Below are 22568 nucleotides of genomic sequence, written 5' to 3'. Positions count from 1 at the left end.
CGCGCCGAGCACGAAGGAAACCGATAGCGATGAACCGTCTCGGCGGCCGCTGGCGAACGCGCCAACGCCCGCGCCCCGTGGGACACTGGCGACTGTGACGAAGTCCCCGACGACAAGAGAGAAGCCCGAGGCCGCAGCGCCAGAAGGCTTGCGGCCCTTCGTGCTCCGCCTGCACTTCTACGGAGGGATACTCGTCGCTCCGTTTTTGTTCCTCGCCGCGCTGAGCGGGCTCATGTACACATTCTCCCCCCAGCTTGACCGGGCGCTTTACCAGCACGAGCTGTCCGTCGGCCACTCTGGCGGACAGCGCATGCCGATCAGCGCGCAGATAGCGTCCGCGAGAGCTGCGCATCCCGAGGGCAGGATTTTCAAAGTCAGCCCAGCGCCGTCCGCGACGGGCACAACCCGGGTGCTCCTGACGGTCGACGGCATGGCCGAGGGCTATTCGCGGACCGTGTTCGTCGACCCCTACACGGGCGAGGTCCTGGGCGCTGAGACAACGTACGGCGAGTGGCTTCCCGCGCGGGCCTGGATCGACGAGCTGCACCGCAACCTGCACCTGGGCGAATTCGGGCGCAACTACAGCGAGCTCGCGGCCAGCTGGCTCTGGCTCATCGCGCTCTCAGGGCTCGCGCTCTGGACAGCGCGTCATGCCGCTCCTTTCGCGTTGCGCGCGTTTTTGGTCCCAAACCGGTCCGCGCGCGGCCGGTCTCGGACGCTGTCCTGGCACGGCGCGGTCGGTGTGTGGGCCCTCCTCGGGCTCCTTGCCCTGTCCGCGTCCGGATTGACCTGGTCCCAACACGCCGGCCAATCGATCAGCGACCTGCGCGCCGTGTTCGGCTGGAGCGTGCCAACGGTGAGCAAGCAACTGCCCGGAGCGCAGAGCGCTCGCGGAACCCCTGTCGCTGAAGCCGAACAGATCAAAAAGTTCGACGTCGTGGAGGCCGCCGCCCGCAAGCTCGGCATGCTCGACCCGATCTGGATCGCGCCGGCAACGAACACCAGTCAAACCTGGCAGGTCAACGAGCGCAAGCGCGACCTGCCGTTCCGCATGGGCGTCGCGTCTTTCGACCCCGCCACAGGCGCGGTGTTGCAGTATCGGGATTGGGCGCATTGGCCGTTCATGGCGAAGGCGGCGGAGATCGCGATCGGCTTGCACATGGGGATCACGCTCGGAATCACCAATCAGATCGCGCTGGCGTGCGTCGCGATCTGCCTGATCACCTTGATCGTGCGTGGCTACGTCATGTGGTGGCAACGTCGTCCGCAAGGTTCGGGCTCCGCGTTCGGCCCTCTGCCCAAAAGCGGCGCGCTCACCCGTCTGTCTCCCTCTGCCGCCACTGCGGCAGTGGCTGGGCTCGGGCTGATCGGCTGGTTCTTCCCGCTGCTCGGCGCGAGTCTTGTCTCCTTCGTCCTGGCTGACGCGTTGGCGCATCTGCTCGCGCAGAGGAAAACCAGCGCCGACGTGTGAGAATGTCACTTCGGTCCAGGTCCGAGGCAGCGCTTTGGGCCGAAGAGGGCTGTCTTCGGTTTTCCAGGCGCCGTTGCGCGTCGCTCGGAGTTTATTCGCTGTCCGGGTTCCAGTTGGTGGGGAGCATGGGCGCTGTCGGCCCGGTCTGGAAGGCCCCGTCGGGAAGCTTTTGGAATCCGGACGCGCTGGGGTTGATGAGCGGGTTGGCTCCGCTGGCGCCGAGAAGCCCGCCGCCGACCTCGGAAGCGGACGGGGCGAGCGCGGGCTCCTCCGCAAGGTCCATGTGCCCGTCGGCGCGCATCCGTTGGTCTTCTTCGAGTACGACTTTGCGGCCCCTCGCCCGGCCCCTGACGCGTGCGGCTTGGCTTTGCTTGCGTTTCGCGGAGTCTTGCAAGCTCTGCGCGGCGGCGGCCGCGCTCGCCAATGAGGAGCTGGATGAAGCAGAGGAGCCGGTGGTGGCCCCCGGCCCGAATTTCTCGCCGCCGCCGCCCCCCCAGTCTCCTTCGACCGCGTACAGGCTCAAGCCCGGCGGCGCGCTGGGCGCCGGCGCGGCGGGCGCCGACGGCGCAGGCGGGGCCTGGGGGGCGGGGGTCGAGGAGGCAGGAGCCGATGTCCCGGGGGGAGCCACCGTGCCCACGGGTATGAGCTGGTGTTGTTTCGGCCGCGCTGTCTCGGGCTGCTCCGGTTGTCCCTTCTGCTCTTCGCGGTCGTCGTCAGGCTCCTCGGCTTCGACGTGGGGCTGCAGCATCGGAATGAGCGTGCCGAGCAACACCGGAATGAGGACCGGCGCCGCGAAAATCGCCGCCCAGACCAGCCAGAACCCTTGCGAAGCAACGAGATAGGCGCCCACGGCGACCAGCGGGAGCAAGCCCAACAGCGCGAGCAGGGACCCCACTGCCCGTTCGCCGAGTTTCACAACATCGTCGACGAGCCTCATGAGATCGTCCACGCCGAGTTCGAGCAGGCGGAGCAGGTCCGGATTGTTGTTGCCGGGGGTTTGCATGAAGTTTTGGGCGTTCAAGGCGCGGGCGTTGTTCTTGAGCAGGCGCGGTGCGGGCTGGGGTTGCGAGGCGTTGTCGGTGAGGGCTTCGGCCGCTGCTTGGTAGCCTTCCATGACGCTGGCGGCTTGGAGCCACATGCGGACGTAGTCGGCCTCGGTGACGGCGATGGGGATGGTGTTGATGCCCAGGAAATTGGTGCCGAGCAGGGTCGCGAGCGTGGTGCGGTTCGCGACGATCTCGGCGAGGGGGGGCATCGCGGCGAGGGCCGCGTCATAGGCCGCTGCGACGCCGGTGTGCCGCGCTGCTGCGGCTCCCGCCTCGGCGGACTGCTCTTCCAGCCACGCGAGCATGGGGGCGTGCGCGGCGCGGAACGCCTCCGCGCCTGGGCCCTCCCAGACCGCGATCGACTCCGCCAAGGAGCCCATCAGCTCCTCTGCGGCGAGCGCGTACTGGCCCGCCAGCGACAACCATGCGCTCGCCGACCCGAGCAAAGGCCCGGCGCCTGGGCCTGAGCTCAACAAAGCGCTGTTTATCTCGGGCGGCAACCCGAAGAACCCCGGCATAGTCACAACAGAACCTCCGAATTTTCCTGTGGCGCAAGGAGCACGGGCCGCGCTTCGCGGAGGGTTTGCGCCGAGGACCGCGCCCGGCGGCTCACGTCCCCGAGCGCGCGGCGGCCAACCCCCGCGGCGACCACCGGCGCCGCGGCGAAGCATGGTTTAGGTTTGGCTAGCATAACTTTCCTAGTGTAATCCACCCGCAGCCCCCTGTCATGCGGAGGAAAGTAAGGTTAGCCTATGCTACTCTGGGTGCCGAATTCCGAGGACCGGATGTCAAATGCGGACTGAGCCAACGTCGCAGGAGTGGAAGGAGCTTGCGTGAGCGAGCCGGTGATTTCTTTAGAAAAGATACGTCATCAGGTGGCTGGCGTGTTGGCTGTTCCGCCGGACTCGCTCGCGACGGACGCGGACCTCATCTCGCTGGGCCTCGACTCGATCCGGATGATGTCCCTCGCGGGCGCATGGCGCAAACAGGGGGTCGATGTGGCGTTCGGGGCGTTGGCCGCGGCTCCGACGCTGGCCGGATGGCATGCGCTCTTGCAGAACGCGCCGAAAAAGCCCTCCCCGGCGGTCCGATCTTCGGCCGCCCCGGTCCAGGCCGGCGAACTGGCGAGCGCCGGCAAGGTTTTCCCGCTCGCGGCGATGCAGCACGCGCAATGGGTCGGCCGCGACGGCGGACAGCGGCTCGGCGGCGTCGCGGCGCATTTGTATGTGGAGTTCGACGGCGCGCATGTGGACCCGGCGCGGCTGAAGGCCGCCGTGGACCTGCTGGTGCAGCGCCATCCGATGCTGCGCGTGCAGATCCTTCCCGAAGGGGCGCAGCGGGTGCTGCCGGCCGCGGGCGGGCAGGTGTTCGCCCATGAGGACCTCGGCGCGCTTGCGGAGCACGACGCGCAAGAGCGGCTCGAACTGATCCGCGAGCAAAAGAGCCATCAGCATCTCGCAGTGCACGAGGGCCAGGTCTTCGACGTCCTGCTCGTCTCGCTGCCGGACGGGCGGAGCAGGCTGTGCCTGGACGTGGACATGATCGCCGCTGACGCGATGAGCTACCGCGTGCTGGTCGCCGATCTCGCGGCGCTCTACCGGGGCGAGCGGCTCGAACCGCTGAGCATCACCTTCCAGGAGCACCTGGAACGAAAACGCGCCGTCGCGGACTCGCGCGAAGAGACGGACCGGGCGTGGTGGGCAGAGCGCCTTGCTGCGTTGCCGCCCCCGCCGGAGCTGCCGGTTCTGCCCGAGGCGGAGTCCGGTCTCGCCCATTCGCCCCGCGCGACGCGGCGCCATTACTGGCTCTCGCCGCAGCGCAAGCAGGCTTTGTTCGAGCGTTGCCGCTCCCGGGGCGTGACGCCGGCGATGGCGCTTGCCTCGATCTTCGCCACCGCGATCGGCAACTGGTCGGCCAACCCCAAGTTCTTGTTGAACCTGCCGTTGTTCACCCGTGACGCGGCCGATTCTCGGCTCGACCGGGTCGTCGGCGACTTCACCTCCTCCGTGATGCTGAGCGTGGACCTCGCCGAGCCCCAGACAGTCGGCGAGCGCGCCTGCAGCCTGCAACAATCATTCCACGAGGCGGCGGCGCACAGCGCGTACTCAGGGCTGAACGTGTTGCGGGACCTCAGCCGCCTGCACGGCGAGCAGATCCTCGCCCCTGTGGTGTACACGAGCGCCATCGGTTTGGGGGAACTCTTCGCGCAGGGGGTGGCCGAAACATTCGGCAAGCCGGTGCATGTGCTTTCTCAAGGCCCACAGGTGGCGCTCGACGCGCAGGTCACCGAAATCGACGGCGGGCTCCTGCTCAACTGGGACGTGCGCGAGCCGTTGCTGCGTCCCGGCGTTGTCGAGGCGATGTTCGCCTGGTACACAGCGGAAATCGAACGGCTCGCGACCGACCCCGAGCAGTGGGCCGCGCTTTCGGGCCAAGGCGCGCTGCCCGCGCGGCAGCGCGAGGTGCGCGAAGCGCTGCGAGCCTCCGCCCCCGCCTCCGACACCCAGCGCGCGCTGCACACCGGGTTCTTTGAAAACGCCGAGCGCAATCCGGGCGCGGTCGCCGTCATCGCCGAGGACGGCTCGGTCACCACCTACGCAGAGCTGCGCCGTCAGGCGCTCGCCGTCGCGGGCGCCCTCGCCGAGCTCGGTGTGCGGCGCGGCGAAGCCGTCGCCGTCGCCCTGGCGAAAGGCGCGGCGCAGATCCCGGTTCTGCTGGGCGTGCTCGCCAGCGGCGGGGTGTATGTGCCAGTTGGCGTGGACCAGCCGCAAGCGCGGCGCCAGCAGATCGCGCGAACTGCGAGAATCGCTGCTGTGATCGCGCCGGACGACGTCGCGGCCGCTTCCGTCGAAGCCTGGGCGGGCACGGTTCCCGCCGTGTCGGCCACGAGCGCGACAGAGCATCCCAGGCCGTTGCCGGAGCCCGTTGCGGTGACTGCGGACGATCTCGCGTATGTCCTCTTCACCTCTGGCTCGACCGGCGAGCCGAAGGGCGTCGAGCTTCGGCACGGGGCCCCCATGAACACCATCGCAGCTGTCGTGGACCGGTTCGGGATCACCGAGACGGACCGATGCTTGTCGCTCTCCCCGTTGGAGTGCGACTGGTCGGTGTTCGACATTTTCGGCATGTTCAGCGTCGGCGGCTCGGTTGTCGTCATCGAGGAGGCCTCGCGCCAGGAGCCGGCCCTGTGGGCGCAGCTCATGCGCACGCACGAGGTCACCTACATCGGTTGGATGCCCGGCTGGCTCGACCTGCTGCTCGACGCCAGCTCGGGCGATCTCCCCTCCTTGCGCGTCGCGCTCGCCGGCGGCGATTGGGTGAGCGCCGACCTGCCGCGGCGCCTGCGCGTCCGCGCGCCGCAGACGCGTTTCGCTGGTTTGGGCGGCGCGACGGAGACGGCGATCCATTCCACAGTTTTCGAAGTGCCGAACGAAGAGGGCAGCCCGCCCGCGCATTGGCGGGCCATCCCGTTCGGGCGGCCCCTCGCCGGTGTGCGGTGCCGGGTGGTGAATCCTCGCGGCGAGGACTGCCCGGATTGGGTGCCAGGGGAGTACTGGGTCGGCGGAGCCGGGATCGCTGAGGGCTACCGGGGCGATCCCGAGCGCACGGAGCAGCGGTTCGTGCAGTATCAGGGCGAGCGTTGGTATCGCACCGGCGACCTGGTTCGGTGCTGGCCGGACGGTGTGCTCGAATTCGTCGGGCGCATGGACCATCGGATCAAGGTGCGCGGCTATGGCGTGGAGCTCGGCGAGGTCGAGACCGCTCTGCGGCGGATTCCTGGTGTGGCGAGGGCTGTGGTCGTGCCTCTGGAGGGCGTGACGACACGGCTGGTCGGCGCTGTTTCGGTCGAGGCTGGGGCTGATCTCGACGCGAACAGCGTCCGGGCTGCGCTCGGTTGCGCTCTGCCCGCGCACATGGTTCCCGACACAGTCGTCTTGCTCGAAGCCATGCCGCTGACCGCTGTGGGCAAACTCGACCGGGCCGCCGTGCGCAAGCTGGTCGAGACAGCCGCGCAAGCGCAGGAAGGCGTCAGCCCGCGCACTTCCTTGGAGGCAGCGCTTGTGCGCATCCTCGGCGAGGTGGTGGGCGGCGAGATCGGCGTCCTGGACGACTTTTTCAGCTTCGGGGTCGATTCGATTCTGGCGATCAAAGCCGTGTCGCAGATCCGGGATTGGCTTGACTCGCCGCAGGCGGCCGTCGCCGACTTCTTCGCCGCTCGCACTGTGGCCGGGCTTGCGGAGCGGTTGCAGGCCAAAGAAGCCGAACCCGGTCGGCTCGAAAAGGTGGCTGAGGTCTATTTAGAGGTCGCCGCCATGCCGATGCCCTAGCGCGAGCATGCCGACGCCGTCGGGGGAGGAGGCCGGCGGCGGGACGTCGCTGCGCGGACCCGCGCGCCCGGCGGGGTCATCGGTCGGCGCGGCTTTGCACATGAATGACGTTTGGCAGGATTTCGCGCAGACCGGGAAGCCGCAGCGCGAGCGGTTTGATCGCCTTCTGCATTCCGTGGACCGCGCCGAAACTGTGCGTCTTCACAATGCGCAGATCCGGATGCCATTGCCGCACCAGCGCGGCGATGTCTTTTTTCTTCACGCCCCAGTGCAACACCGGGAATCGGTAATGCTCCGTCAGGTCGTACCCTTTGATGGTCCTCTTGGACACTGTCGGCGAAATGACGTCGAAAACGATCTCCGCGCCGGGAAATTTTTTGACGATGGCAACGACCAGCTCCCGCGCCTGCTCTTCGCTGAGGAACATGAGCAGACTTTGCGCGGTGACAAGGACAGGTCCTGCCTCGATTTGGTCGCACCAGGACAGATCGCGCACATCGGCGGCGACGTTGCGGCACCGTTCGGTGGCAGGGAGGAACCTGTTCCGCACTGCGATCACTTCTGGGAGATCGACGCATATCCAGGAAACAGTGCCATTGTCCACGCGGTGGAACTCGGTTTCCAGGCCAGCGCCCAGCTCGACGACTGTGCCACGAGGGTTCTCGGCCAGCCATCCCTGCACGACGGTGTCGAAGATCCGTGATTTCTCGCCATGGATTCCCGACTGGTCTTTTCCGAATGTGCGCTCATAAGGATAATCGATCGCCTCGAACACTTGGACGCATGTGGGATCGTCCAAGACGCTATCGGGTCGTTGCGCTTCGACAGCGCGGGTGTAGAGCGTCCATATCGCGGTCTCGGCCGCTCCGCGCAGCTCGATTTCTGTCATCAGTGGCTCCTTTTGTCGGCGTGATGCTCGCTCATGCGCGGCTCGGGCGTGTGCGTCGGCGCGCTTCCTTGCGGATTCGCGCGCGGTCGCTGCCAAAGTCAGATTTCGGATCGCCGGGATCGGGCGCCGTGCTGGTGCCGGACAGATACGCCGCCAGGGTGCTGACCGTCGGATAGCGGAACAGATCGACGAGCGCGATGGACCGTTCGAACGCTTCCTGCACCAGTCTGTGCGCCAGAGCCAGCAGCACGGAGTTCCCGCCGATTTCGAAGAAACTGTCGGTCACACCGAAGTTGTCGGAACCGAGAACCTGTTGCCAGATGGCGGACAGCCGGCGTTCGGTGTCATCGCGCGCCGCGACCCATTCGCGGGCGGCGTTGGGCGATTCGACACGAGTCGGCACGACACAGCCGTATCGGTCGTGCACGAGCACGCCAGCGCGTTCGGGGGCGGCTTGCGGCAGATCTGCCACAAGCAGGTGCTTGGTCGGAGCCAACCCGGCCAAACGCGCGCGGACCATGGGCTTGGCGTCATTGAGACCGACGAGAATGTGCGGCGCGTCGTGGGCCAGCGCGATCAACAGCGAGTTGAGCCCATCGGATCTGCTGAGGACATGGTAGCCCCTTGCCCGAGTGAGCTCCGGGTGCTCCACATGAGCCGACATCCCGATGTGGTCCCACATCGTCCACGCAATGCTCTGCGCGGCGATGCCGCAGTTGCGGCGTTGATACAGGGTGAACGCGTCCAGATAGGCGTTCGCGGCCGAGTATCCGCCGACGCCAGCGCCCCCGAAAAATCCGTTGACTGAGGAGAAGGACACGAAGCGGACGCCGGGCCGGCGCAAGGCGATCTGATGCAAGGCGCGGACTCCTGCGACTTTCGCCTTGGCGACATCCGCGAGTTCGGCTTCCGTCGTTGTGGCCATCGGCTGTTCGCGGTACGCGCCGGCCAGATGCCAGACACCGGACAGCTGCGCGCCCCAGTCATGCTCGCTCTCCGTGACCGCGTTCCACACTTGGCCGACATCGCACACGTCAGCGACGTGGTATCGCACTGCCTCATGGCCTGCGGCCTCAGACAGGCGCCGATGGGCTGCGAGCTGTCCGGGGGCCGGATCGCGGCGCCCGATGAGCAGCACCCGAGCGTGAAAGCGTTCTACCAGCAGCCGGGCCAGCTCATAGGCCAGCCCGCCGAGGCCCCCGCTGATCAGGTGCAGCGTGCCAGGCGCGATGTCGGCTGGGGCGCCAGGCTCGTCAGGCAGCCGTTCAAGCCCTTTGACCCAGCGAACCCCGCCCCGGTAGGCGATTTCTCCGTCGTGGGCGGTTTCGCCCAGTTCGCCAGCCACGTGATGGGCTCCGGCGCCCGGATCGTCCGGGTCCAGGTCGATGAAGCGCACCCGCAGCCCAGGCGTCTCGGCCACCGCGCTGCGCAGCAGCGCCGGAATTGTCGCGAGGCCGCTTTCGACCGCGTCCGTGTCGGTGACCGCCTGCGTCCCACAGCCGACGACGTACAGCGCGGGCGGCTGGCTCTCGCCAGCCAAGCCCCGAAGTATCCGCGCGACTTCGAAAACGCTGGCTGGCAACGCCTCCTGCGAACTGTCGGGGTTCGCGTGCCCGGGTTGCTCCGCGATGCAGCACACGACGGCACGGATCGCTGTTTGCCCTGCGCACGAGCCCAAACCTGCGGCGACGTCCTTCGCGTCCGCGCGCGCCACCGGAACGCCGCGCGCGCCCAATTGCTCCGCCAGCTGCGCCCCGAGCGCTCCTGGCTCGCCCGTGATCAGCACACCGCCTTCCACGACGGCGCTGCGCCGAGCCCGCTCGCGCCGATGCCAAACTGGCTGGAAGAACCAGTTCGGCAAGGTGTTCGCTGCGCTTGCGCCCGCTCCTTGGCCTCGGATCGCATGGTCGAATTCGCCAGCGGCGAACCGTTCCCGCAGCAAGGTGCGTTGAATCTTGCCGATATCGGTTTTCGGGATGTTCTCCGGCGCAACGGGAATCAGGAAATCAGGGTTCGGGCCGACTGCCAACACGCGGGCGCGGATATCGGCGAAAGCTTCGTCCTCCGCGGCTTCGGGTTGGGGGCTGAACACGATCGCCAACGCGTCGGTGTCGCTGCCCTCGGGCCGCACCGCGACCGCTGCGGAGTAGGAGCGCATCACGAAGGGGGATTCTTCGACTGCGGATTCGATCTCGTGGCAGGTGTAGTTCACGCCATGGACGATGATGACGTCCTTGGCCCGGCCGGTGAGCGCCAACGCGCCATGCTGGATCCGCCCGAGGTCGCCGGTGTCGAACCAGCCGTCGGCGGTGAACGCTTCCGCGGTGCGCTCCGCGTCGGCGTAATACCCGCGCGTGACCGTGGGGCCGCTGATCTGGACCCGGCCCACCGCGCCGACAGGGACAACCTTGTCGTCCGCGTCGACAATCCGCATCCGAGTCCCTGGGAGCGGTTTCGCCAACTCGGTGCATTGGTCGGCGTCGGTGGTCGTCTCCAGCGAGAACGTTTCCGAGTACAGAACCCCGGAGGAGGTCTCCGACATCCCCCATGACGGCCGCATCGCGGTCCGGGGCAGGCCGAATTGCTCCATCATCCTGAGGAACCGCCGTGCGGTGCGCGGCACGATAGCCTCGCCGCCATTGAGAATGAACCGCAAAGGCGAGAGGTCGAACCGTTCCGGCTCGGCCGTCTCCGCAAGCCGGTCGGCGATGAGTCCGAACGCGAAATTCGGAGCCCACGTTGTGCTCACCCGGTAGCGGTCGGCGACGGCCAGCCAGCGCAACGGGTCCGCGAGCACCCACGATGTGGCGGCGTGGACCTGTTGGCAGCAGACATACACGTCGTGCAAATGGGACATGACGATGCCGCCGACATGCTCCAGCGGCATCCAGTTGAACGAGATATCAGCCGAGCCGAAACCGTTCATCTGCGCGGTCGCCGCCGACCGGGTGAGAATGTTGCGGTGCGTCAGCTGCACGCCTTTCGGCGTGCCGGTGCTGCCCGAGGTGAGCAGCAGCAGCGCGAGCGCGTCAGGATCGGGACGGTGGTGTTCGGCGTCTGGCTCGTGCGCCAACAGATCGCCGATGAGCGCGGTGCGCGCCGCCGGATGCGCGAATTCGCCGATGACCAACGGCTGGCCGAGCGTGTTCCACGCCTCCGCTGTTTTGTCGGCGCCGCCGGCCGAGTTCGCAGCCACCGGCACCGGCACGAAGCCGCCGAGGAAGCATCCCCATATGGCCGCCGTGAAATCGTCGTTGCGAGGCAGGTGGACAATTGCCAGGTCTCCTGGAACCAGCCCCGATGCGCGCAGTCCGCCGAGCACCCGCCGCGCCGCGTCGAGCAGCGCCGCGTAGGTCAGCCTGCGTTCGGCTCCCGATTCGTCAAGAAAGACCAGCTCTGTCGTTGCGGTTTCGTGTGCCGCCCGGACCAGCGCGTCGGGCAGGGAGAGCACTGTCGGGTCGACCGCTGGGCCGCCATCGAGGACAGAGAGCTCGTCACGAGTCGGTTCTGCCGCGTGCGCCGCGAGCTCCGGCGCGCCGTGCGCAGGCGGACCGAGCACCCGGATGCGCGGCGGCTCCGCAATGTCGGGCACAGCCTGCACCCGTGTCGCTTCGGGCAGTTGCGCCGACCATTGCGCGATCAGCTCGTCGTCGATCACTGGCAAGCGCCGCAGCGCGGCGATGTCGAGCGCTCCGGTGCTGGTCACTGGCAAGGCGGCGACCAACACGAACGCGCGCGGTGTCAGCGGCGCGGGCAACGCGGCGCGGGCCAGCTCGGACAACCGGTGCGCGGAGACCGGGGCGCAGGTCGCGACGTAGGCGACGAGCTCGGTGGCTCCCGAATCGGTTCGGCGTGACAGCACCGCGCAGTCGTCGATCAATGGGTTGTTCAGGAGCACTGCTTCGACGGTCGAGAGGTCTGCCCAGCGGTAGCCGTCCCAGGCGATCCCTCGGGGAGCGCGCGCGATCTCGACGCAGGAGTCCCGCCGCACGCGTGCCGGAACCCCGGTGGGGAGCACACCTGTGTCCAGTGGGCCCACACAGAGCTCGCCGAGCACGCCCGGCGGCGCGAATCGGCGGTCTGCGGTCAGCACCGTGCGCGCCACGGGTTCGGGGCGGTCCAGATGGACCCTCCCGGAATGCAGCAATGCCGCGAGCATCTCCGCGAGGCCGCTGTCGAGCTGCCCTGCCGCGGCGTTGGCCGTGAGCGGCGCGGACGTGCCAGCGGCCCGCGCGCCGGCCACGCGGACCTCGTCCACCACGACCGAAGGCGCCCATTCGCACAGTGCGCGCTCCCGGTACGGGGCGGGGTGCGACGGCGGAAGCCACACGACGCGCTGAGCGCCGACCGACACCGCCGCCACCAGCGCGGCCACGAGGTCTGGTCCGCGTTCGAGCGCGAGCGCGACGACCCCGCCGCGCGCCTCCGGCAGCGCCTCAGCCAGCGCCGCCGCAGTCTCGCGCAGCTCGGCGTGGGTGATTTCGCCGCCGCCGCCCGTGACCGCGACGGAACTTCCGGCGTGTTCGAGCAGCGGCGCCAGGTTCTGGACGACAGGCGCCTCCTCCGTGCCCATCGGCAGGCTGCGGATCGGCACATGCGGCGATGCGATCGCCGCATCCAGCAGCGCGAGATAATCGTCGCGGATGTGCTCGACCGTCGCGGCGTCGAACAGCTCGGTGCTGTACACGAACTGCGCCGCGATGTGGTCCTTGCGCGGCCAGAAATGCAGTTCCAGATCGGCGCGAGTGGCCTCGGTCGGCATCCCCACGAAGGATGCGCTCGACCCGGCGAAATCCAGATTGGCAGGTGGTGGGCTTTGCATCGCGAACAACACGGCCACCAGCGGGTTGCGTCCCGGAAGACGCTCCGGGGCCACTTCCTCGACGATCTGTTCGAGCGGCAGTTCCTGGTGCTCGTACGCCCCCAGGGTCACTTCGCGGACACTGGCGAGCAATTCGGCGAACCCGGCGTCGGGGTCGATTCTCGCGCGCAGCGGAATCGTGTTGACGAACAGTCCGATCAGACCCGCGGTCCTGCTGTCCTCCCGATTCGCCATCGGCGCTCCCACCACTTGGTCGTGTGACCCGTTATAGCGGTAGAGCAGCGTGTAGAACACCGCGAGCAGCGTCATGAAGGCAGTGACGTCCATGTCCCGGCCCAATGCGGCCATCGCCGCCATTTGGGCGGACGACACGGTGAAATCCAGGGAGGCGCCTCGGGATGTGCTGTGCGACGGGCGGTCGCGGTCGAACGGCAGCTCGGGAGCCGTCAGCTCCCCGGCCAATTGCGCTTTCCAGTATTCCCGGTGCCGCGCGTACGCGGGACCGGACGCGCGCTCGCGCTCGTCTTCGGCGATGTCGCCCATATGCAGTCGCACGGGGGGCAATGCCGCTGCGACGCCGGTGACTTCGGCTTGGTAGAGGGCGCGAAGCTCTTCGCACAGGACGCCGATCGACCAGCCGTCGACGATGATGTGATGCATCGTCGCGACGAACAGGCTCACCCCGTCCCGCAGATCGAGCAAATGCGCTCGCAGCAACGGTCCTGCGCTCAAGTCGAACGGAGCCGTCACGAGGTCGCGCACGGCCGCCCGCACATCCGCGCGCCGCGTCGGGGCCTGGGGCTGCCCCGGCGTGGGCTCGATCTCTGTCACGGGCACCGGGATCGCCGCGCTCTGGGCCACCGCTTGCATCAGCTCGCCCTCGAACTCGACGAATGTGGTGCGCAGAATCTCGTGCCGAGAAACAATTTCCGCGAGCGCGCGCTGCAACGCGTCGGGACGCACCGCTCCGTCGAACTGGAGGATAATGGGAACGTTGTAGAGGGGGTTGCCGGGGTCGAGCTTGCTCAGGAACCACATCCGCTGCTGGGCGAAGGACGCCCGGAACAGCGTGATCTCTTCCTCGGTCCCGGCCGCAGAGGCCAAGCCTGCAGCGGGCACGTCAACAGATGGCACGTCAACAGTCACGATCGAGCTTCCTCCATCAGGATCGCGCCGTCTGCGGTGCGGCGCGCGGCGCGTCCTCGCCTGGCAGGCGGCGCGGCGTGCGCAAACTCCTCGGGCTCTGCCTCCGTGGCGAACGCGGCGACATTCGCCACGGTGCCAGAACCGACCATTTGGCGCATGTTCACCTCGATCCCGAGCTCGGCGCGCTGTTCCGCCGCGATCTGCATGGCCAACAGCGATTCGCCCCCGAGCTCGAGGAAGTTGTCGTTGACGCCGATCCGGTCATATCCGAAAAAGCGCTGCCAGATCGCCGCAATGCGTTCTTCCAACTCGGTTCGCGGCGCGCAGTACTCCGTCGACAGCGGTGGCCGCTGGTTGAACGAGGACTTCGCGGACGCGGGCTCCGCCGAAGCCGGGGGCCGTTCTGGGCTCACGCGCGGCCCTGCTGCCGTCGGATGGCTCAGCGCCACTGCCGCAACGGCAGGTATGCCGAGCACCTCGCCGAGCCGGTCTGCCGGCGCGGCCGAACGCTCGTACGCCGATGCGTCGACATAGGTCCAGTCGCCACAACCGGCGCGGTGCCGAGCGGTCACTGTGCCCTGGGCGTAGGCGGCGGCCAGCGCGGCTTCGAGGGAGTCGTCGTACGGGCCGGTGAGCAGCGTTCGGCGATCGCACGGCGCGCACGCCGCGATCTCGCGCGCCATGGCGATAGCCCGGTCGAACTCCGGGTCCAGGACGCGCACCGGCGCGCGCCGCTCGGCGATGAGCAACGCGTGGTCGCCCGCCGGACCCGAGTCGTACACGGCCGGGCCGGTGAACCCATTGGCTTCCAGCAGCGCCGCCCATTGTTGCGGAGCCATCAGCGGCGAATCGGTCCGCAGGCCGTCGTTGAAATCGAGCCAGCCGGTCAACAGCGGGTCGATCAGCGCGTCGCATCGCGCCTCGCCCTTGGCTTCCAGCAAGAACAGCGCCCCGCCCGGAGCGGTGAACGCGGCCGTGTTGCCGATGGCGGCGGGCAAGTCCGGCGCGACGTGCACAACGTTGAACGCCAGCACAATGTCGAATCCGCCCAGCGGCAGATTCTGGGTCGCCGGTTCCGCGACGACGTCGAGCGTGGCGAACTGGACGAAATCCAAGCCCGCCGCCTCGGCCTGCCGCTGGGCGGCGACCACAAAGGAACGCCCGACGTCGGTGAAGCAGTACTCGACGGAGCCAGCGGGCGCGCCGCGCAGTGTTTCGAGCACCGGCCAGGTGAGGTACCCGCGGCCGGCACCGATTTCGAGGACCCGCAGCGGCCGCGCCGGTGTGGTGTTCCGCGCGAGCCTGGCCAGCGTCGTTCCGATCAGTTCGCGGTATTTCGCGAAATCGCTGTGCGCGATGCGCTGTTCCGTGACTGCCCGGTACAAGCTGTCGTCCCCGCCCGGCGTGACAACCTCATTGCCGACGACCTCGCCGCGCAGCACGCCGTCGTAGCCGCGCACACACTGCTCCAGCAGCTCGGCCTGCGCCGCCAGCTCGGGGTGCTCCGCGCACCAGCGCCCGAGATCGGGCGCGCTGGGAATCGTTGCGCCGTCCCGCACCCGCGCCCGGCCGTTTTCGCACGACACGATGCCGTCCTCGCGCAGGATGCGCAGAAATGTGCCGATGATCTTGCGGTACTCCGGAACCACTCGCAGCTGGGCGATCAGCTCGTCCTGCGAGAACTCCGCCCCGGGAGCCAGGGGGACTCCGGCGCTGTTCAGGTATGCGCAGACATATTGGGCGCACAGATCGTCCAGATCCTTGGAGGGCTCAGCCGAGCTTCCCTCGTCCAACGCCGCGACCGGCTCCGCGCGCAACGCGTCCCCGGCGCTCGACCACGCCGGAGCCGACCCCTCGACCGGCTCGCTGTCGAGGACCCATCGCCGCCCGTTGCGGTAGGCGAGCGTCCGGTCGCCTCCAGGGGCCGACAGTTCCGCGACCAGCCGCCCGGCGTCGGGCCGGTCCATGTCCACGAGCTCGACGGCGCGTGTCTCGGCGTTGCGGCGCAGCCATTGCGCGGCGCCGACCGCCAACCATTGCGCCACATCGATCGCTTCGGCCCCAGTCACGTCGAAGGCGTTGCGGACAACAATGTGCACCGTCACATCGGAACCGGCGGCTTCGACGGCGCGCGCCAATTCGATGTGACGTTCCCGGTCCAACTGGGCCGCAGGCCCGTCCGCCAGAAAGACGATGTGCTCGTAGTCGGCAGGCGACCCTGCTTGGCCAGGGCCGACGAGGTCGACCGCGCCAGCGCCGGCATCGGCGAGTTCCGCGCCGAACCGCTGAGCGGACGCGTCGTCGCCGACGAGCACCAGCCACCGCCCGGCAGGCAGCGCGGCGGCAGGCGCGGTCGGCGCGCTGCTGCGCCACACGGGGACAGCAGCGCCGGACCGGGCCTGCGTCTGGGGCTGCGCGTTTTCGGGCGCTGTGAGCCAGTACCGCTGCCGCTCGAACGGGTAGTTGGGCAACTCGGCGCGCGAGGCCCGGTGGTTCGCCGACAACACTGCCCAGTCGACGCCGATGCCGTGCTCCCAGGCTTTGCCCACTGCTGTCAGCAGCGCGCGCCGGTCGCTGCGCCGGTCGCTGCGATGGCGCATGGTCGGAAAAACCGCGAACGGAGCTTCGTGCTGCTGCGCGATCCGCGTCAGCGCCATACCGGGGCCGACCTCCAACAAGACGGCGCCGGGCAGGCTGGTCAATGTGTCGAATCCAGCGGCCAATTGCACTGGCTCCCGGCTGTGCCGGACCCAATAGGCGGGGTCGGTCGCCTCTTCCGGGCGGACCCAGGTCCCGGTGACATTCGACAAGTACGGCACTTGTGGCGCACGCAGTGTCACCTCGGCCAAGACATCGGCGAACTCGCCGAGGACGGGGTCCAGCTCGGGGGAGTGCACCGCCATCGACACCCGCACCCGCTGGAACTGCGTGCCGCGCCGTTCCAGCTCCTGTTCCAGAGCCTCGACCTCGGCAGTGGGCCCGGACACTGTGCACGAGGACGCGTCCGTGACGCCGGAAATGACCAGACGGCCGCTGATGAGCTGGGCGACCTCGGCGGCGGCCAGGACAATGCTCGTCGTCGCGCCTTCGGTCCGGGCGAACAGCTCGCCACGTTTGGCCACCAAGGGCAATGCTTGGCCGATGTCCATCACACCGGACAGGCATGCCGCCGCGTACTCGCCCAGGCTGTGGCCCAGCATCGCGCTCGGTCGCAACCCCCACGCCGCGAGCTGGGTTCCGAGCGCGTACTCGACCGCCACCACGGACGCGAAAAGCACATCGAGCCGTTCCTCGTCGAGCCCGCTGTCGCCGTAGAGGTGGGCGAGCAGGTCGATACCGCATGTCCGCGCCAGGATTTCGGCGCACTCGTCAATGCTCGACCGGAACACGTCCTCGGTCTCGTAGAGCCCCTTGCCCATGCCGACGTACTGGGCCCCGCCCCCTGGCAACAGCAGCACCAGCGGCACGGAGCCGTCGCCCGAATGCGTCGCCTGTGCGGGAGCAGCCAGCGCCGTTGCCGCTTGAGCCGTCGAATCGCACACCAATGAACGCCGGTACGGCAGTTCGCGCCGACCGAGTTGCAGGGTGTTGGCCACGTCGGCGAGAGGGATGTCGCTGTGGTTGTGCAGGTGCTCCCCTAATTGCGCGGCGAGCTGGTCGAGCGCGGCGGCGCTCGCGGCCGACACCACCAGCAACGACTCAGCGGGCGCGTCCTGCGGGGCTTCGGCCTCGGCCGGGTCCGGCGCCTGTTCGAGCACCACATGCGCGTTCGTGCCGCCGATGCCGAACGCGCTCACCCCGGCGCGCCTCGGTCCCTCTGCCTCGGGCCAGGGGACAGTGTCTGCCGCGACGCGGAACGGGCTCGTGTCAAGGTCGAGCAGCGGGTTCGGGGTGTTGTAATGCAGATTGGCGGGTATCACACCGTGTTCGACGGACAGGGCGGCTTTGATGAGCCCCGCCACGCCCGCCGCTGCGTCGGTGTGGCCGATGTTGGTCTTGGCGGATCCGATCAGGCAGTACCCGGTCCGATCTGTGGATTCCCGGAACGCCTTGGTGAGCGCCGACACCTCGATGGGGTCGCCGATCGGCGTCGCCGTTCCGTGCGCTTCGACCATGCCGATGGAACTGGCTTCGACTCCCGCGACCGCCTGGGCCGCGACGATGACTTCGCTTTGGCCTTGGACGCTGGGCGCGGTGAAGCCTGTTTTGTGGTTCCCGTCGTTGTTGACGGCGCTCCCTTTGATGACAGCCCGGACGCGATCGCCGTCGGCGATCGCGTCGGACAGGCGTTTGAGCAGAACAACGCCCACGCCGTCGCCGGGGAACATGCCTGCTGCGTCGGCGTCGAAGGTCCGGCAGCGGCCGTCAGGGGACAGGGGGCCGTTCTCGACGTGCTTGTAGCCCTGCCCTGGCTGGGGGTTCACGGTCACGCCACCGGCCAGAGCCAGGTCGCAGCGGTAGTCCAGCAGTTCCTGGCATGCCAGGTGCACCGCGACCAGCGACGTCGAGCACGCCGTGTTCAGCGCGATGCTCGGGCCGGTCAGGTTGAGGTGGTAGGACACCCGGCTCGGGAGCGACGACGGTGTGTTGGCGAATCCAGCGGGCAACGCCTCCGCAGAGCACGGGCTGATGCCGAGATGCGGGAGGACATTGGTGATGAAATAGTTCGATGGGCCTGACCCCGCGTACACGCCGACGAGTCCGGGGTAGCGGTCAGGGTCGTGACCGGCCTGTTCGAAGACGTGGTACGCGCATTCGAGGAACACCCGCTGCTGCGGGTCGATCATCGCGGCCTCAGCTGGCGTGTAACCGAAGAATTTCGCGTCGAACAGGTCGATTCCTTCGACAGCGGCCTCGTTGCGCACCAGGTCCGGTTCCGGGTCGAGGTTGCCCAACGTTCGCGAGCCTTCTCGCTTGTGCGTGAGCAGGGACCAGTACGCGTCGACGTCGTCCGCTCCTGGGAAGCGGCACTGCATGCCGATGATCGCGATGTCGGTCGTTTCCGCCTCGGCGGCGGACAGGTCGGTGTTCTCGCTCATTTAGCGTGTTCCTCCTGTGGCGATCGTGCTGTTGTGGCGGCTTGTGACGAGGTCCACGAGATCGGCGAGGGTGGCGCCTTGGTCCCACAGCTCAGCCACCGAGACCTTGATGTCGCAGCGCTGCCCGATCACGGTGACGATGCGAGCGGCGATCAGCGAGTCGCCCCCCAGGTCGAAGAAATTGTCATGCGGCTCCACACTGTTCACGCCGAGCGCCTCGCACCAGATCTGCTCGACCGCCGCGATCAGCTCGTTTTCCGTGAGATCGACAGGCGCTCCGGCGTCCGCCTCGGGCGACACCGGCTCGGCTGGCGCGGCAGCGGCCTGGGCGGCGGCCTTGCCGACGGCAGAACTCGGCGGAGTCAGCCACAACCGCTCCCGTTCGAACGGGTAGGTGGGCAGGGGCACGCGCCGCAGCGGCTCCCCGAAGTGCTGCCACTCCAGCTCGGCCCCAGCGGCCCACAGATGCCCGGCCGCTGCCATGGCAACGGTCGCAGCGTCACCGGTCCTGTCGCCCAGCATCGAAACAACCTCGGGGCTGCTCGTGTTCGCCGCCGCTATCCCGCGCAGGCTGTGGCCGGGGCCAGCCTCGACAAGGACCGCGTCCGGGTGCTCGGCGCACAATCGCGCGAGACCAGGGGCGAACTGCACCGGCGCGCGCAACTGCTGGCCCCAGTACTCGGGGTCGGCGGCCTGTGCCCCGGTGATCCAGGACCCTGTCACATTCGAGATGAAAGGCACCTGCGGCGCACGCAACCGCATCTGCGCCACAGCGGCCGAGAAACGCTCGACCGCCGGGTCGACGAGCGCGGAATGGAAGCCGCGGTGCACCGCGAGCCGTGTGCAGCGCACACCGGCGTCCGCCGCCGCTCGTTGGAGCGCCTCGACGCCCTCTGCGGCCCCGGAGACAACGATTTGCTCCGGGCCGTTCACCGCCGCGACCGACACTCCCGCCGGAAGCATCGCGGTGACGGTTTCGAGCGACGCGCCGACGGCAGCCATGGCTCCGGGCTCGCACTGCTGGATGAGTTCGCCGCGCAGCGCCGCCAGCTGGATTCCTTCTTCGAGTGTGAAAACCCCGGCGACGCACGCGGCGACCAGCTCGCCGATGCTGTGGCCGAGCATGGCGGCCGGCCGCGCCCCCCAAGCGATGAGGAGTTGCGCGAGCGCGTGGCCCACGGTGAACAGCGCTGGCTGGGTCAGCCGGGTCTGCATGAGCTCGCCGTCCGAGGCGTCATTGCCCGGGGTGTTGAGCATTGTGCGCAAGTCCACGCCGATCAGCGGCGCAAAGCGCTCCGCGCACTCGTCGATGTGCTGGCGGTAGATCGCAGAAGCCGCGTAGAGCTGCGCGCCCATGCCGCTGAACTGGCTGCCCTGGCCGGGGAAGAGGAACGCGACCGGCCGAGGCTTGTCTGTCGCGACGCCCCCTCGGGACGGCGCGCGATCCCCGCCGCGGAGCACTTCCCGCGCCTCTGACGAGTTCGCGACCACAGCGGCAAAGCGATGGCGGAAGGCGCGCCGTCCGAGGCGCAGTGTGGCGGCGACGGCCGCGAGGTCCTGTTCAGGATGCTCCTCCAGGTGGCGTGCCAGGTTTTTCCGCATGGATTCGAGCGCTGGCGCTGTCCGGGCAGAAAGCACGAGCAGCTGCGGACCCTCCTGCGCGGGTCGGGGCCTCTGGGCAAGGGGCGGTTCCTGGAGCACGACATGGGCGTTCGTGCCGCCCATGCTGTAGGCGCTCACTCCCGCGCGGCGGGGCTTGCCGCCGGGCGCGTTCCAGCGCCGCAAACGCGCGCCAACATAGAAGGGGCTTTTCGAGAATTCGATCTGCGGGTTCGGGGTGGTGAAGTTGGCAGCTGGCGGATACATCTGGTTGTGAAACGCCAACAGCACTTTGATGAGCCCGAGGACTCCGGACGCGGGGCCGGTGTGCCCTATGTTGGGCTTGAGGGTGCCCAGACGGCAGGCCTGCGTTCTGGTGTCGCCTCCTCTGCGGAAGACTTCCGTGAGCGCGGCGACCTCGATGGGGTCGCCCATGGGCGTGCCAGTGCCATGTGTTTCCACATAATCAATGGTCTCGGCGGGCGTCTCGGCGACGCCCAACGCCTCCGCGATGACGTCTGCCTGTCCGGCGACGCTCGGAGCCGCGAACCCGGCCTTGTTCCCGCCGTCGTTGTTCACGGCGGTCCCCCTGATGATCCCGAGAATAGGATCGCCGTCTGCCACTGCGCTTGACGCGCGCTTCAACAAGACGACGCCGATGCCGTCGCCGACCAAGGTCCCGTCGGCGGCCGCGTCGAACGCGCGGCATCGGCCGGAGGTGGAAATGGCTCCGCTGTCGGAGGCCACGTATCCGGCGGTTTGCGGGAACGTGATGGAGGCTCCGCCAGCCAACGCCATGTCGGACTCGCCCGACAAAACGCTTTGCACCGCGAGGTGCACCGCCGTCAGCGCTGTCGAGCAACCGGTGCCCAACCCTATGCTGGGGCCGCGCAGATTCAGTTTGTAGGAAACGCGGGCCGGGAGGAAGTCGTTCTCCGTGGCCAGCGCCGCTTGGAGGTATTCGGCGCCGTTCAGGTCCCCGTAGTCCCCCGACCGGTTCGCCCTGTAGTACGTCGAGCCCGCGCCGCCCGCGAACACGCCGACCGAACCTGTGTAGCGTTGCAGGTCGTAACCCGCTGATTCCACAGCCTCCCAGGCGCATTCGAGAAAAAGCCGTTGCTGCGGATCGATCGAGCGCGCCTCGCTCGGGGCGTACCCGAAGAACTTGGCGTCGAAATCGGCCACGTCGGTCAGGATCGGCCGCACCCGGACCAGTCGGGGGTCCTTGAGCTCCGCGGGTTTCAACCCCGCAGACAGCAGTTCTTCATCGGTGAAATACGTGTTCGACTCCATGCCCGCGCAGAGATTCGCCCAGAACTCGGCAAGGGTCTTGGCTCCGGGGACCCGCGCGGCGAGGCCGATCACCGCCACGTCGTCATCGCGGACCTCGTGGTCGGGGTGGGGCGCGGACTCGCTGCCGACCGTCAGCCTGCTGGGGCCGTTGTCGAGCTCCGCGCACCATTGGCGCACGGTTTCGAGCACGGCGTCGCGTTCCGCGGCGAGGTAGAAGTGCCCGCCGGGGAATTTCGCCGTGCGGCAGCCGCCTCGGGTCACCTGCGCCCAGGCTTCCATATCCGCGGGGTCGATGGGCTCGTCGGCGCCGCACAGCACGAGCACCGGCGCTTGCACTGGGGGATTTTGGTCGGTCCGATACTCTTCGACCAGCCGGAAATCGGCCCGCATGCCACTGATGACAAGATCGCGCAACGCCTCGATGTCGAACGCGCTGGCCTCGCCCTTGGCTGCCCCCACCTCGCCCATGGCGGAACGCCCGTACGCGGCGAAGTCCTCGTCGTTCCTGTCCAACAATCCAGCGCTGCGGACGATGTGGGGCGCCGTGTACGAGGAGACGCACAACCGGAGCTGGGGATAGCGGCCCGCTGATTCCAACCGCCGCGCGACCTCGAAGGCCACCAGCGCCCCCATGCTGTGCCCGAACAGGCACAGCGGCCGGTCGGGCAAGCTCAAGAGCGCCTCGGCCGCGCCGTCGGCAAGGTCTCCCAGGCTCGGCGGAAGTTTTTCCGAGATCCGGTCCTCGCGCCCGGGGTACTGCACGATGTTCACCGAGAAATCCGGATTGGCCAACCAGGAGCGGTAGAACGAGGCCCCGCCGCCAGCATGCGGGAAGACCACCAACGCGGGATGCCCGTCGGGGTCGAAGGCCCCGCCCCGCAACCAGGAGCGTTGAAGTGGAAGCTGCTCCGCCGGTGTCGAAGAATGCTGCATGG

Annotated in this window: 7 protein-coding genes; 2 read left to right on the top strand and 5 right to left on the bottom strand. The window is 68.3% G+C overall.

Annotation, left to right across the window (positions count from 1 at the left end; translation table 11 throughout):
* Positions 1–94 precede the first annotated feature (94 nt).
* Entirely contained in the window at positions 95–1471 is a 1377-nt protein-coding gene (locus tag SROT_RS12195) for a PepSY-associated TM helix domain-containing protein (RefSeq protein ID WP_013139333.1), read from the top strand.
* Between the two features lie 91 nt (positions 1472–1562).
* Here SROT_RS12195 and SROT_RS12190 read toward each other — a convergent pair whose 3' ends face one another.
* Positions 1563–3035, bottom strand: a complete 1473-nt coding sequence (locus tag SROT_RS12190) for a PPE family protein (RefSeq protein WP_041407287.1) — start codon at positions 3033–3035, stop codon at positions 1563–1565.
* Between the two features lie 315 nt (positions 3036–3350).
* Between SROT_RS12190 and SROT_RS12185 the strand changes: the two genes are divergently transcribed.
* The gene (locus SROT_RS12185; RefSeq protein ID WP_013139330.1) at positions 3351–6845 is read left to right on the top strand and encodes a non-ribosomal peptide synthetase; all 3495 of its coding nucleotides are present in this window, start codon (positions 3351–3353) and stop codon (positions 6843–6845) included.
* A gap of 76 nt (positions 6846–6921) precedes the next feature.
* On the opposite strand, the gene SROT_RS12180 is transcribed toward SROT_RS12185, so the two are convergent.
* Genes SROT_RS12180 through SROT_RS12165 form a run of 4 tightly spaced genes read right to left on the bottom strand, consistent with a single transcriptional unit; the run spans position 6922 to position 22566 of the window.
* Positions 6922–7734, bottom strand: coding sequence for a class I SAM-dependent methyltransferase (locus tag SROT_RS12180; RefSeq protein ID WP_013139329.1), 813 nt, complete (start codon positions 7732–7734; stop codon positions 6922–6924).
* Between the two features lie 31 nt (positions 7735–7765).
* Positions 7766–13702: an SDR family NAD(P)-dependent oxidoreductase gene (locus SROT_RS12175; RefSeq protein WP_013139328.1), complete on the bottom strand. Its 5937-nt coding sequence runs from the start codon at positions 13700–13702 to the stop codon at positions 7766–7768.
* Positions 13699–18741, bottom strand: coding sequence for a type I polyketide synthase (locus tag SROT_RS12170; protein ID WP_013139327.1), 5043 nt, complete (start codon positions 18739–18741; stop codon positions 13699–13701). Before SROT_RS12170 ends, SROT_RS12175 begins: the two co-directional genes overlap by 4 nt.
* On the bottom strand, positions 18742–22566 hold the full coding sequence (locus SROT_RS12165; protein ID WP_013139326.1) for a type I polyketide synthase: 3825 nt from the start codon (positions 22564–22566) through the stop codon (positions 18742–18744). It abuts the gene before it with no gap.
* Positions 22567–22568: the final 2 nt, after the last annotated feature.

The sequence above is a fragment of the Segniliparus rotundus DSM 44985 genome (assembly GCF_000092825.1).
Lineage (GTDB): Bacteria > Actinomycetota > Actinomycetes > Mycobacteriales > Mycobacteriaceae > Segniliparus > Segniliparus rotundus.
This window is presented reverse-complemented; position numbering and strand designations above follow the sequence as displayed.

Coding starts and splice junctions, on each gene's coding strand:
- SROT_RS12180 (WP_013139329.1), bottom strand. CDS start 7,734: ATGACAGAAATCGAGCTGCGCGGAGCGGCCGAGACCGCGATATGGACG.
- SROT_RS12170 (WP_013139327.1), bottom strand. CDS start 18,741: ATGAGCGAGAACACCGACCTGTCCGCCGCCGAGGCGGAAACGACCGAC.
- SROT_RS12165 (WP_013139326.1), bottom strand. CDS start 22,566: ATGCAGCATTCTTCGACACCGGCGGAGCAGCTTCCACTTCAACGCTCC.
- SROT_RS12190 (WP_041407287.1), bottom strand. CDS start 3,035: ATGCCGGGGTTCTTCGGGTTGCCGCCCGAGATAAACAGCGCTTTGTTG.